Source organism: Brucella thiophenivorans, assembly GCF_002252445.1.
In the GTDB taxonomy this organism is placed as follows: domain Bacteria; phylum Pseudomonadota; class Alphaproteobacteria; order Rhizobiales; family Rhizobiaceae; genus Brucella; species Brucella thiophenivorans.
Map to the genome: position 1 here is coordinate 44,051 of NZ_NNRJ01000076.1, position 13,923 is coordinate 57,973.

Sequence of the window (13,923 nt, forward strand, 5' to 3'; positions counted from 1 at the left end):
TTTCTTTACCATACTAAAAATAGATGCGGTCGTGTGTCTTTTTTGCCATGGTGTCTCCTCATTTGTTGTTCACTAAGCGTCTATTAACCATTAAATCCGACAATCAGGGTTCTCGAATATTCACTTGTACGGTCTCTGATACGGCCCTTGGGCGGACAACACGGTAAGGCGATACGATTCAATGAGCAGCATATCGACCATTAAAGCGCGCTTTGCGAAAGTCTGGACCAGGCTGTCCGTTTCGGTATTTGGGATTATTGCGGCTGCGCTTATGGCGCTGGCGCCATCGCAGGCATCGGCTGAAACCCGCACGTTAAAACTTTATTACGTGCACACCGGCGAAAAGGCGGAGATCACATTCAAGAAGAATGGCCGTTTCTTGCCGGATGGTCTCAAAAAGCTGAATGTTTTTTTGCGCGATTGGCGCCGCAACGAGCCGACCAGAATGGATCCGCGTCTATTCGATCTGGTTTGGCAGGTTTATCGTTCCTCGGGTTCTAGCCAGTATATCACTGTTGTCTCCGCTTATCGTTCGCCTGCAACCAACAACATGTTGCGTTCCAAAACCAGTGGTGTGGCTAAGAAGAGCCAGCACACGCTTGGTCGCGCCATGGACTTTTTCATTCCCGGTGTTCCGCTTGCCAAATTGCGTGGCATTGGTATGCGCTACCAGATCGGCGGCGTTGGCTACTATCCTCGTTCAGGTTCTCCATTTGTGCATATGGACGTCGGCAATGTGCGCTCCTGGCCGCGTATGAGCCGCCGCGAACTTCTGGCATTGTTCCCGGATGGTAAAACGGCCCACCTTCCAGCTGATGGTAAGCCATTGCCCGGCTATCAGCAGGCACTTGCGATGATTGAAAGACAAAAAGCGAGTGGCGGCAGTGTCACGGTGGCAAGCAATTCGGCTCCGCGTAAGAGCAAGACACTCTTCGGCGCACTGTTTGGAGGTGGTGCTGATGAGGAAGAAGATAACAGCAACGATTCTGCGCCAGCACCAGCGACGGTTCGTCCAGCACGCGCAACACCGAGCCGTCAGGCTCCAGCAGTTACTCCACCTGCACCTGTCCAGCAGCCTGAAGCACTGATTGCATCCTTGCCAACGCGTGAGGCACCGGTGCCGATGCAGGCGCCGCGTCCAGAAGCAGCGGTTGCAGAACCGCAAGTTGAAGAAGCGCCCGTGGTTGCATTGAACATCCCGGTTCCCACGCGCAAGCCGGTGAATGCAGCGCAGGAAGCAATAGCACTTGCTGCGGCACAGCCTGCTGATGCCGTTGCGCAGGAAATCGCGGATGCGGGTGCCAATCCGCTCATGACAGGTTTTGTTCCAATTCCGTCATTGCGGCCACAGCAGGAAGCCGTGACACAGATTGCAGCCGCGGTCGTGCCGGGTGCTCGACCTGAACGTGATCAGCAAAATCCACAGGACGCGATTGCGCAACTCGTTAACAATAATCCGGTTGTTGCATCAACTGCAGTTGCAGATGCCGGCAATGCTGCGGAGCAGGCCTCAGCAACCGCTTATCCGCTTCCTAAAGAGGCACCCCGCGCCAATACGCAATTGGCGATGGTCTCAAAACGAGATGAAATTGGCGAGCTGATTGCGCCGCCTGAAGACGACTTTGACATTGCGCCCGTTGCAGCAGCCAAGCCTGAGCCCGTAAAGATTGCGCCGGTTAAAACTGCATCGGTTGCCAAGACTGTAGCCACGCCACCCCGCCAGAATGTTGCATCCATTGGTCAGAACGTAAAAAGCATTGCTCGCTCATCAGGGAAGGGTGATCGTCATGTGGCAAGAGCGGCCTCTCGCCCAAGTCCGGTTGTGCAGCCTGCTGCAATGCCAGCTTCTGCGGTTGCTATGTCATCAGATTCGGTTTCGCAAACGTCCCCAGCGACCAACCCGGTTCTTCGTAACGATGCACTGCGTGCAGCACCTGCAATGGTTTACACAGCTGGTTTCCAGCGTGGGGATCTGCCAAGCGAGCGCGCCAATGAGTTCAGCGGTAACGCCGTTACCTTCCTCACAGTTGCAAAGTTTACGGAAACCAACTGAGCAGTTAAGAGATAAAGAAAAGGGGCCTTTAAGGCCCCTTTTCTATTTCTACTATTTGCCTCTTATCCTTTTAGGCGAGCAGCCTCGCTTGCAAGTTTGGTGATCCCTTCCCAGTCGCCAGCCTCGACCAGTTCCTTTGGTGCAACCCATGATCCGCCAACGCAGATGACATTTGAGAGCGATAAATAGGTTTTAGCATTGTTAAGGCTGATGCCACCGGTCGGGCAAAAAACGGTTCCTGCCAGAGGTGAAGATAATGCCTTTAAGAATGATGCGCCGCCAGCTTGTTCAGCTGGAAAAAACTTTAAATGTGTGTAGCCTTCTTCGCGAAGCGAAAGCATTTCGCTTGGAGTGATCGCGGCAGGTAGCAGCGGCACGTTGCTGTCATTCGCCGCTGCAAGAATATATTTTGTAGCGCCAGGGCTGACTATGAAGCGGGAACCAGCCTTAGCGGCATCTTCATACTGCTTTGCATTGAGAATAGTGCCAGCACCGACGATTGCCTCAGGTACTTCGGAAGCGACCGCATGTATTGCATCCAATGCGGCGGCGGTGCGCAGCGTAATTTCGATGGCAGGTAAGCCGCCTTTAGCAAGTGCACGTGCCAGCGGAACTGCATGTTCACCTTTTTCGATCACCAAAACCGGAATAACAGGCTGGCCTTGCAGGATGGGAACGAGAAGATCAGTTTTTTGCGGCATGGACGGGCTCTTCTGCTAGAATTAAATGGCTTAAGTCGATTTAAAGCGCGTAGCGGAATTTGTCCACCGCAGGCTGGGCGTATCATGTTTGCGCCGCCTATTTGCGTATATCCTAACAGAGTATTTATCGCTTCGCTAAGCTGAGCTATTTTCCACGGACCACAAAGCTGGTAACTCCTTCCGACGGACATTTTCTGATCGGTATTCTCAATGATTTTGTTGCTGGTTTCATTCTTTGCAAGCGCCATCCTTTGCGGCGCCGGAATTTATATCTTATCTGCATCGCTACCACGGTCATTTCTTGCGGCAGCGTTTAACTCGCGATCAAATCACAGCGTCCCGGCCCGGCAGATCGGTGGACTGGCACTTATTCCCGCCTATCTCGTCATTCTGCTGACACTCGGACTGGATCTTGGCATTCCGATAGAGTTAGCCGTGTGTTTGTCGGTGGCATCAGCACTCTTGTGGATTATCGGCGTAATCGATGATCGATTTGAATTACCAGTTTTTTTGCGGTTCGGTTCCCAGTTCATAGCCAGTGGTTTGGTTCTCTATGGTCTGGGGCCAGATTTCCGGCTTTTATCTGCTTTGCTTCCGCACTGGTTTGAGGCGACCTTGATTGTGATCGTTCTGGTCGCGGCCATTAACATTACTAATTTTATGGACGGACTGGATTTGATGACAGTCGCGGGTCTGGGTGTCCCGTTGGCAGGTGTCGCTATCTTGACGATGATGCGGCTTTCGGGTGTTGAAAGCGGTGCGCTTGCGGCAATAGTCGCCGGGGGGCTGCTTGCTTTTTCATTCTTCAACCGACCACCCGCAAGCATTTTTCTTGGCGATTCGGGTAGTCTGCCGTTGGGTCTTTTAACGGGAACGGCATTGCTTCTTCTCGCGCGTGAAACGCATATCGCGGTAGCGCTTGTGTTGCCGCTATATTATTTGCTTGATGCGGGTACGACGATTATTTTGCGTCTGATCGCTAAAGAGAATATCCTCAAAGCCCATTCAAAACACGCTTATCAAGTTGCAAAAAGATCAGGCTGGAGCGTTCTTAAAGTTGTCTTCCATGTCGGGCTTCTTAACGTCATCCTGATAATTTGTGCCGTCGCGATGTTGAGTTTTGACCATTTGCTCGCGCAAGTTATTTTCTTGCTCGTCGCAATCGTTGCCGTTCTGATCCTGTTACTGGACTTCCGTGGCAGCTTCAGAAAATTATAATATCAAAAAGCACTTTGCGGACAGCATCGACATCTTCGGCTTCCATTGCTATTTTTAAGGCATTGAGGCTCGTCATGACATCGACATCCGCCTTCTTGCCTTTTGGCGCACGCATTATCTTTGGATGTCGCGTAGCTTGCGCTTGTGACGGATCATAGAAGAGTTCCTCATACATCTTCTCGCCTTCACGGATGCCCGTAACCTCGATTGCAATATCGCCGTTTGGGTTGTCATTGCTGCGTACGGTGAGGCCCGCAAGAAGAATCATGTTTTCTGCAAGATCACGCACTTTCACGGGCTCACCCATTTCGAGCAAAACCGTATCGCCGGATTCTGCAATGGCACCCGATTGCACGATCAACTCGGCCGCTTCCTTGATCGACATGAAATAGCGCGTCATGTCTTCATGTGTAAGCGTTATTGGACCACCATTGGTAATCTGTTCGCGAAAAAGCGGAACAACCGAGCCGTTTGAACCCAGAACATTGCCGAAACGTACGGAATAGAAGGATTTGTTCTGACCAGCTTTTTCGGCAAGTGTACCGTAATAATAAACGACGAGTTCCGCCCAGCGTTTCGTCGCTCCCATAACGTTTGTTGGTCGAACCGCCTTGTCAGAAGAGATAAGCACCATGCGCTCAACATTCGTTGCAAGTGCTGCTGCCGCAACGTTCAGGGTGCCGAATACATTGTTGCAGATGCCGACGAGTACGTTCTTTTCGACGAGAGGCACATGCTTATAGGCCGCGCAATGATAGACTGTATCAATGCTGTACTGGCGAATGGTTTTTTCGGGCGCGTGTTTGTCTCGCACAGAGCCAAGAACCGGTATGATTTCACAGGATGCAAGCTGCTTTAGCTGACGCTCAATCTGATAAAGCGCAAACTCACTTGATTCAAAAAGAACGATGCATTCCGGGTTCCACTGCGCAATCGTCTGACAAAGTTGACTGCCAATTGATCCGCCAGCACCGGTTACCATGATCCGACGTCCTTCGACGACTTCGCGCAACAGATTGGTATCCGGTGGTACGGGAGAGCGTCCAAGAAGGTCATCAATCTCGACATTGCGCAAAGCGCTGACAAGATATTTGCCAGCCGTCAGATCAGCAATCGGCGGAAGAATGCGTGTACTGACTGGCAAACGACCCAGTAGACGCGCGAGTGTCTGTCGTTGTTCCTGTGTTAGCTCAGGCTCGGAAATGACGACCTGTTTAATGCCGTAATTTTCGATGAGTTCAGGGATTTGAGCAATGGGATAGACGCGCAATCCCGTTATGTCCATGCCATCAAGCCGGCCGTTCGGGTCGACAAATCCAATGACATGCGTATCGCTATGGCTTCGCAATGCGGCGGCAAGCTGACGACCGGGTTCGCCAACACCGATAATAAGCGCGGAGCTTGAATAGATCTTTTTGGTGTCTGCATTGCGCAAAAGCCACTTCGCGCCAAATCGACTGGCGGAAATAAGAACTGTGCTTAGAAGCCAGTATAGCAATGGTACAGAACGGGGCAGGCCGGAACCGCCATAGAGTTCCATGAGGAATACAAGCGCTACCCAGAATAGCGCTGCAATTGCGGTTGCTTGAAAGATTGGCCAGATGGATCGCTCTGCAAGATAGCGAATGATAGCGCGATAAAGCCCAAAGCGGATGAAGACCGGAACAGCGAGCACGGGTGCAATAAGAATCAGGAAAAGTTGTGCATGAGAAGGCACAAAAACGAAACCAAGTCGCATGACAAATGCGAGATAAGCGCTGAGCAAAAGTAGGGCACAGTCGCTTAAAAGCAGAATGATCTGCTTACCCAAACGCGGCAGGCCTGCAAGCCTTTGCCATGGATAGTTCAAACTCATACGAATAATATCCTGAGCCTAACCCGCAGAGATTAACGCTGTCTTCGGCATCAGATCATTCTGGCAGAAAAGCGCGTTTCCTCTGCTTGCAGGCGTTAAATGCAAACTACTCAACTCACCGTTATCATGAGTCCCGCATGGGAGCTATATCAATTGCCATTACAACAGCTTAACAAAAAGTCTATCCAGAATAAGTCTCGATGTATACCAGCCTCTCGTTTGCTTTGAGCACAAGTCCTATTGGAGTGAGGAGTGATTGATAAGGTTATGCTTTAAGCAAAAGAGCTCAGCGCACCCATCTGGTTCAATTAAATTAGATTGCCCTCTAAAGGATTATGGCAGCGGAATGTGGTTAAAAGCTAGCCTTACTGCCTGCTTGTCCCCTTTACTTTAGCCAACATGTTCTACGGCCCGTCGTGCTTGGCCAGCTTCTTGTAGTGTTTGGCGATCACAAAACGCATTTGATAAATGCCTGATGGCCTTTGGATCGTCGCCAAAGGCTCCCCCTGCAACCGAAATTTGATTAACCGCGAAGGCCGTAAACGCGCGCATTTGACATGTGGCTTATTCTGCCGTAAAACAAAATCAACAAATGCGCATAAATCTCACATTTGTTGATTCGAGTTTCTTAGGGAGGAAAAGAATGCTCAATCGTCGTACTCTACTCGTGGCTTTTACTGCCCTTTCATCGTCATTGATGTTGCCGTCCATCGCCTCGGCTGATGGGCTTAAAATCGGCTTTAGTCAGGTAACTTTGCAGTCTCCGTTTTACGTGCAGTTGAAGGAAGGTGCTGAGGCTGCGGCTAAGGCTTCGGGCAACACGCTTGTTTTTCTTGATGCCAATGGTGACGTAAGTAAGCAAAACAACGATATTCAGGATCTCATCACACAGGGTGTGAATGCGATCATCATCAATCCGGTAAACCCGGATGCGGTCGTGCCGTCGCTGGAAGCGGCAGTAAACGCTGGAATCCCGGTTATAACGGTTGATCGCAGCGTCAATGGTGATGGTGTGACGGCGCATATCGGCCGCGACAATAAAAGGATGGGCCAGCTCGTCGGTGAGGCCGTCGTTGCCAAGCTGAAAGCTGATGGCGTGGAGAGCGCCAAAATCATTGAAATTCAGGGCGATGCTGGCGGCGCAGTTATGATGGATCGCCGCGATGGCTTCCATAAGGCGCTTGAAGGCAGCAAGCACACGATTGTTGCCGGACCTTATGCTGAATACATTCGCGCAAATGCAGTGACGGCTATGCAGGATTTGTTGCAAGCTAATCCTGATGTGAAAGTCGTTTATGCACATAATGACGATATGGCGCTCGGTGCTTTGCAGGTCTTGCAGGAAAGCGGTCGGGATGACGTATCAGTTGCCGGTGTGGATGGATTGTCCGAAGCGCTGAAGGCTATGTCTAGCGGCGACCATTACATTGCGACAACGCTTAACGATCCGCAATATCTGGGCGATGTTACTATTCAGGTTGCTATTCAGGCGGCTGCAAAGAAGGACGTACCTAAGTTCGTTGATGCCGGAACGGAAGTGGTCACAAAAGACAATGTGAGCAAATTCCCGCATGACAACCTGTTTGCAGAATACCGCCCAGAGGTACTCGCAAAGTAAACATTAAAATTTTGAGTGCTTCGCTAGAGGAGCGCTCGAAGGAAAAGCGGGTCGCTGGGTTTGAAATCCAGCGGCCTGCTCGGTGGGCCTTTGTCCAGATCCAGCCAACAGATTCACACTCAATATCAAAATCACTCAGGATTTCCCCATGCGTGCAGCAGTATTATATACCCCCGGCGATATTCGTATCGAAGATGTACCAGCCCCAGAGCTGCGCCCAGGGCATGTGATGATACGGGTCGCCTCGGTTGGTGTTTGTGGGTCTGATCTGCCGCGCATGCTGATCAAGGGTGCGCATAAAATGCCCATCATCTGCGGGCATGAGTTTTCGGGACATATTACCGAGATAGGCGAGGGCGTCGAGGGCTTTAAACTGGGCGAACTGGTTGCCATTCCGCCTATGTTGCCCTGCCAGAAATGTGATCAATGTGAAAAGGGCCAGTTTTCGCGCTGCCGCGATTATGATTATTTCGGTTCACGCAGAGATGGAGCCTATGCAGAATTTGTCTGTGTTCCCGCCGAAAATCTTCTGAAGACCCCCAAGGATATTGATCCTCGCGCGGTTGCCATGACCGATCCTGCATCTATTGCACTTCATGCAATTTGGAAAGCCGGTGGTGTTACGATCGGCCAGCGCGGAGCGGTCATTGGCTGCGGTCCCATTGGTCTGTTTGCAATCCAATGGATGAAGCTGATGGGTGCCAGTGAAGTCGTTGCAATCGACGTTTCACAAAAGAAGCTTGATCTCGCCCGCGAAGCCGGTGCCAGCCATGTATTTTTGCCGGGAGAAGAAATCCCTGCGAATTTGCTATGCGACATTATTGTGGAAGCAGCCGGGCATCCTTCATCAATCAATTCGGCGGTGAAGCTTGCAGCTCCCGGTGGTCATGTCGTCTTCATCGGCATTCCGGTCTCAGATGTGACCCTCGAAACCAAAACATTTCAGCATTTCTTGCGGCAGGAAATTTCGCTGCATGGATCATGGAATTCATTCGGTGCCCCTTATCCGGGTCCGCAATGGACTGTGACGCTGGATAAGCTTGGTACGGGAGATCTGAAGTGGGAGTTCATGATCAGTCATGATATCGACCTCTCCGAACTGCCCGAAATGTTCGAGAAATTCAAATCTGACAAATCACTGTTTTTCTCTAAAGTCATGTTCCGTCCCTAATCGCAAGGGACGCTAATATACCAATCGGGAGTTGGTATAGGGAGGATTTACATGACATGTGTTCTTAGTTTTGATCTTGGCACCGGCAGCGTGCGCGCCGGTGTCTATGATCTTGAGCAGCGCAATATGATTGCCGTTGCCGAAGCACAATATAACACCACTTATCCGCGCGCCGGATGGGCCGAACAGCAGCCCGACGAATGGTGGGATGCACTTTTGATTGCTGGTCGAAAGGCAATTGAAACAATCGGAATGCGGGATATAGCCGCCATTTGCGTTGCAACCACGGCATCAACCGTTGCCATATGCACCAGAGACGGCAAGCCTCTGCGCCCAGCGCTTTTATGGATGGATTGCCGCGCAACTGCCGAAGCGCACGCGACCAGCGAAGTCAATCATCCGGTCATGGCTTATAGCGGTGGCGGGGATGCGGTTGAGTGGCTGGTGCCGAAGGCAATGTGGCTGGCGCGCCATGAGCCGGAAACATATGCGCAGGCAGATATTATCTGTGAAGCGCTTGATTTCATCAATTTCAGGCTTGCGGGCGAATGGGTTGGCTCGCGCATGAACGCTGCGTGTAAATGGAATTACGATTCCCGAACCTCTCACTTCGTCCCGGAAGTCTATAAGCAGCTCGGCATTGAAGACCTGACGGGCAAACTCCCACAGCGCATCATCCCTGTGGGTGGAACGATTGGCGTGCTTCAAAAGCACGTTGCCGAAGCGCTTGGGCTTTCGTCGTGCCCGATCATCGCGCAGGGAGGCATTGATGCACATATCGGCATGCTGGGTTCCGACACAGTTGAAGTCGGATCGATGCTGGCGATTGGCGGAACGTCCAACGTGTTTCTGACGCATCTATCTGGCTATGGCGATGTCAGCGGCTTTTGGGGGCCTTATCCCAATGCGCTGGTGGATGATTATTGGCTGGTTGAAGCGGGGCAGGTGTCTACTGGTTCCATTCTCAACTGGCTAAGCGGTCAGATATTTTGTCTTAATGCTGATGAGCATAAGGTACTTATTCAGCAGGCAAGTGTCGCGCAGAAAGCTGGTTCCGGCTTGCTGACACTTGATTACTGGATGGGCAACCGGACTCCCTATCGCGACGGTCATTTGCGTGGCGCGATGCTAGGTCTGTCACTTGGACACGGAAGGGCAGATATTTATGCATCCGCCGTTGACTCCATTGCCCTCGGTTCGGCCAATGTTCTGAATGCTCTGGAAAAGCGCGATGTAACGATCAACCGTATCGTTATGGCCGGTGGTATTTGCAAAAATCCGCTGTGGTTACAAAGCACAGTCGATGCCCTTGCACGCCCTGTTTTGGTCGCGCAAAGCGATAATCTTTCGCTCATTGGTGCGTCGGTCAGTGCGGCACATGCTCTGGGATTTTTCCCTGATCTGATCACCGCTGCAAAAAATTGCGCTGCATATACAGAGGAATTGCATCCCAATGCGGTGCGCAGCGCATGGTTCGCAGATACATTGGAGCTTTATCGCGAAGCAACCGCAGTGCTGACTCCAACGCTGCATCGGTTGTCTGCGCGACAGGCAACAGGAGCTCCAGTATGAACGACACCCGTTTGAACCCTTCCGTCCGTCTTCCGTCCGACGAACAGCGCGAACATCTCATGGTGCGCGTTGCCAAGCTCTATTACGAACTGGAACGGACACAGAGCGAGATCGCCAAGGAGCTCGGGCTCACCCGCTGGCAGGTGGGAAGGCTCATGACGGAAGCAAAAGAACTGGGGGTTGTCAGAATCGAGATCACGCCGCGTGCGCAGCGACGCACTGAACTCGAAATCATGTTGCAACAGCAATTTGACCTTCACGATGCCATTGTTGTGCCGACCGGCGAGAGTACGGATTCCGCTCTTTTGATGGAAAGCGTTGCACAGGCAGCGGCAAATTATCTTGCGGCCATGCATCCCAAACCCAAGCTGATTGGTGTTTCGTGGGGCCGCACCATGTCGGCCGTAGCGAAATTTTTGCCGAGCAATTGGTGTCCGGGGTTACACGTGGTGTTGGTCAACGGATCAACACATTTGCATTCAACGACGGTAAGAACCAGTGCTGTTGCCGAAGAATTTGCCGCCGCCGCAGGCAATGGTAAAACCACATTGCTGCCGGTTCCGGCCATTCTTGGCAAGAAGACCACACGCGATGCGCTGGAAGAAGACCCGATTGTCGAACGTGTGATGGAGCTCGCCGAACAGGCGGAAACCGTTTGCTTCGGCATGGGCGGTATCACGCATCAATCTGTCCTTTTAAGCTCCGGCTACCTCACTGAAAGCGATATTGATCGTCTGCGCGATACGGGTGCGGTGGGCGATATTCTCGGACGCTTCGTCGATGTCAAAGGCGCAATTGTCGATAGTTCGATTGATGACCGCACGCTTGGATTACGTCTCGAATCTCTTTGCAAAAAGCAACACAGCATCGGCGTCGTTTCTGGTCCCGAAAAACACAATATCGCTGTCGCAGCCCTCGCAGCTGGATATCTCAAGGTTATCGTAACCGACGAGGCCACCGCACGACATGCCCTAGAGGTTTCAAATGTCCCATAGCGTTTTGTCTGTAAGCCAAGTTTCCAAGCGGTTTCCGCCCAATATTATTGCGCTGGAACATGCATCAATCGACATCAAAAAAGGCGAGATACATTGCCTGCTGGGCGCAAATGGCGCGGGCAAGTCGACATTTCTCAAGATCATTGCGGGCGCGCTGCGTCCTTCGACCGGAACGGTTGCGATAGACGGCAAGAACGTCTCACCAAGATCACCGTCTGAAGCTTCCCGCCTTGGCGTTTCGATGATTTATCAGGAGCTTGATCTGGTTCCGCAACTGACCGTCGAAGAAAACATGTTTCTCGGACATGCGCCGACAACGTTTGGTTTCCTGAGAAAAAAGGATCGTCGGCGCAAAGCCGTTGAAGCGTTAAGGCGTGTGGGTGCGAATTTTGCGCCTGATGTTCGGGTCGAGACGCTTTCGGTCGCAAACCAGCAACTCACGGCAATCGCGCGTTCGCTGACCATGGATGCCAAAATTATTATCATGGATGAGCCGTCAGCAGCGCTTAATGAAACCGAACTCAAGAGCGTTTTCGAAGTCATCCGCGAGCTGACCCGGCAAGGGGTGGCAATCCTTTATGTCAGTCATCGTCTTGGTGAACTGCGTGAAATCGGCGACCGTGTGACGGTTTTGCGTGGCGGTAAGACGATTGAGACCTTTGATTTGAGCTCGACTGGTGATGAAGCCTTGGTCGAGGCGATTATTGGCCGCGAACGCTCGCTGGTCGAACGGCAGGAACGCCCGCCAGTAACGGGAAAAGTCGCCCTGAAAGTAACCAGCCTCAAGGGTGATGAAGGACTTCATATTGATGACTTTCAGGTGCGCTGGGGTGAAGTGACCGGGCTCACGGGCCTTAATGGTTCCGGGCGCACCAGTTTTCTCAAGTCCCTGTTTGGAGCGCGAGCTTTTCAGGGCGAAATTCACATCGATGGCAGGCCTTTCAAACCGCGCTATCCGGCAGATGCCATTCAATCGGGTTTGGGACTCGTACCGGAAAACCGAAAGACGGAAGGGCTGATCCTTCACGCGCCGATTTATAAGAATGCGACTTTGCCTGCGATGCGTTCGAGCTGGCTTACACGTCACAATTTTCAAAAAGAACGAACACGACCGATCCTTGCCAGCCTCTCGACGAAATATGGCTATCCCGAACAATCGGTGATCCAGCTTTCGGGTGGCAATCAGCAAAAGGTTGTTCTGGCCAAATGGATTATCAATGGCGCGCGCATTCTCCTGCTCGATGAACCCAGTCGTGGTCTTGATATTGGAGCCAAGGCCGATCTTTATAATCTCGTGCATCGCCTTGCCGATGAGGGCGCTGCCGTTATCGTCGCCAGCAGCGAATTGGATGAGCTTTATTCCGCCTGCGATAGCATCTGGGTCTTCCATGAAGGCCGCATCATTGCTCGCTACGATCCTTCAAAAACCGATCGTGACGCGATCCTGAAAACAACAATTCTGGGGGACAGTCACCATGTCCAGCACTGACACACCATTATTCGCCGTTCCTCAAGGCAAAACTCCCTTGGGCAAGCGGCTGATCAATCTGGCAGTGGAGTATAATTTCATTGTCATTTTCCTGCTGGTTGTGGCAATCGCCGCAACGCTTTCCGGCAACTTTCTTACATTTGGTAATATCGCGAACCTGTTTCAGCAGGCAGCGGTTGTGGGCGTCGTGGCCGTTGGCATGACATTCGTCATTCTCACCGGGAATATCGATTTGTCGGTGGGAAGTGTCGCAGCGCTTTGTGGTATGCTGGTCGCGGTTCTCATGTCTCAGGGATATGACCCGGTCGTGGCTGTTGTCTTAACGGCCTTTGCAGGCATGGCTTGCGGCGCTGCCATGGGCACAATTTCAGCGCTCGCTCAGGTGCCGAGTTTCATCATCACGCTTGCTGGTCTGGTTTCGTTTCGCGGACTGACTTATCTCTTGACCGACGGCGTCCCAGTGAGCGGTCTACCCGCAGGCTTTTCGACGATCAGTTCAACGATGGTTCCAATTTTTCCCGGCTTTGCGATAGCATCAATGGGTATAATCTTTATCGCTCTTTGTATCGTCGCGGGTTTGATTCTGCGCTTCACAGTGTTTGGCGAATATGTCTATGCGACGGGCGGCAATCCCGAAGCAGCGCGCCTTTCCGGTCTTCCGACACGCGGAATGATCATTGCCGTTTTTGCGATTTCGGGCCTCATGGCATCAATCGCTGGCATCTTGCTCACGTCACGTTTGCGTATCGGCCAACCGACAGCTGCACAAGGGCTTGAACTGGATGCAATCGCTGCAGTCGTGCTGGGTGGCACAAGCCTCTTCGGTGGCCGTGGCAGCATATTGGGCACGTTCTTTGCCGTCATGCTGCTTCAGGTGCTCAGAAACATCTTCAATCTGCTTGGCTGGGGCTCTTTCTATCAGATGACCGTTACTGGGATCATCATTGTCGCTGCCATTCTTCTCAACAGATTTATCGATCACAGAAAGGGCCGAGGATGACGGTCTCAATTCCTGCCAGTTTCACTAAGCTTTCCTCCGATAAGATTATGACTGACACGATTATGGATTTTCCCCGCAACGTTGGCACTTTGCTCAAGGCTGATTGGTTTGAGGATATTGTTGTGAACCGCAGTGCATCGGAACGTCGCGCCGCTACCATCACTGCGCGTCGTTCGATCAAGAAAGAATATCAGGCGTCGTGGCTTGTTCGGGCGATTGAGTGCATTGATCTGACCACGCTTGCGGGTGAT

10 protein-coding genes and 1 pseudogene are annotated in these 13,923 nt (G+C 52.0%); 9 read left to right on the forward strand and 2 right to left on the reverse strand.

Annotated features, from left to right (window positions below; all coding sequences use genetic code 11):
- Positions 1 to 181: 181 nt before the first annotated feature.
- Positions 182 to 2,053 (forward strand): DUF882 domain-containing protein, encoded by a 1,872-nt coding sequence (locus CEV31_RS20740; protein ID WP_094510119.1) that lies wholly within the window; start codon positions 182 to 184, stop codon positions 2,051 to 2,053.
- Positions 2,054 to 2,115: 62 nt separating this feature from the next.
- Here CEV31_RS20740 and CEV31_RS20745 read toward each other — a convergent pair whose 3' ends face one another.
- On the reverse strand, positions 2,116 to 2,754 hold the full coding sequence (locus tag CEV31_RS20745) for a 2-dehydro-3-deoxy-phosphogluconate aldolase (RefSeq protein WP_094510121.1): 639 nt from the start codon (positions 2,752 to 2,754) through the stop codon (positions 2,116 to 2,118).
- Between the two features lie 210 nt (positions 2,755 to 2,964).
- Here CEV31_RS20745 and CEV31_RS20750 point away from each other — a divergent pair, with 210 nt between their 5' ends.
- Complete coding sequence (locus CEV31_RS20750; protein ID WP_094510122.1) at positions 2,965 to 3,972, forward strand: MraY family glycosyltransferase; 1,008 nt, start codon at positions 2,965 to 2,967, stop codon at positions 3,970 to 3,972.
- Here the strand turns inward: CEV31_RS20750 and CEV31_RS20755 are convergent.
- Positions 3,959 to 5,827, reverse strand: a complete 1,869-nt coding sequence (locus tag CEV31_RS20755) for a polysaccharide biosynthesis protein (RefSeq protein ID WP_094510123.1) — start codon at positions 5,825 to 5,827, stop codon at positions 3,959 to 3,961. The two genes, CEV31_RS20750 and CEV31_RS20755, sit on opposite strands and share 14 nt — an antisense overlap.
- 643 nt (positions 5,828 to 6,470) lie before the next feature.
- Here CEV31_RS20755 and CEV31_RS20760 point away from each other — a divergent pair.
- The 7 genes and pseudogenes from CEV31_RS20760 to CEV31_RS20790 all read left to right on the forward strand — a co-directional run.
- The gene (locus CEV31_RS20760; protein WP_094510125.1) at positions 6,471 to 7,445 is read left to right on the forward strand and encodes a substrate-binding domain-containing protein; all 975 of its coding nucleotides are present in this window, start codon (positions 6,471 to 6,473) and stop codon (positions 7,443 to 7,445) included.
- Positions 7,446 to 7,593: 148 nt separating this feature from the next.
- A complete protein-coding gene (locus CEV31_RS20765; protein ID WP_094510127.1) occupies positions 7,594 to 8,616 on the forward strand; it encodes a galactitol-1-phosphate 5-dehydrogenase in 1,023 nt (340 codons plus the stop codon).
- Positions 8,617 to 8,667: 51 nt separating this feature from the next.
- A complete protein-coding gene (locus tag CEV31_RS20770) occupies positions 8,668 to 10,188 on the forward strand; it encodes an FGGY-family carbohydrate kinase (protein ID WP_094510128.1) in 1,521 nt (506 codons plus the stop codon).
- On the forward strand, positions 10,185 to 11,183 hold the full coding sequence (locus tag CEV31_RS20775) for a sugar-binding transcriptional regulator (protein WP_094510130.1): 999 nt from the start codon (positions 10,185 to 10,187) through the stop codon (positions 11,181 to 11,183). Before CEV31_RS20770 ends, CEV31_RS20775 begins: the two co-directional genes overlap by 4 nt.
- Complete coding sequence (locus tag CEV31_RS20780) at positions 11,173 to 12,672, forward strand: sugar ABC transporter ATP-binding protein (RefSeq protein WP_094510132.1); 1,500 nt, start codon at positions 11,173 to 11,175, stop codon at positions 12,670 to 12,672. Before CEV31_RS20775 ends, CEV31_RS20780 begins: the two co-directional genes overlap by 11 nt.
- Positions 12,659 to 13,672, forward strand: a complete 1,014-nt coding sequence (locus tag CEV31_RS20785; protein WP_094510133.1) for an ABC transporter permease — start codon at positions 12,659 to 12,661, stop codon at positions 13,670 to 13,672. Before CEV31_RS20780 ends, CEV31_RS20785 begins: the two co-directional genes overlap by 14 nt.
- 47 nt (positions 13,673 to 13,719) lie before the next feature.
- Positions 13,720 to 13,923: pseudogene (locus CEV31_RS20790) on the forward strand (deoxyribose-phosphate aldolase); the annotation flags it as partial.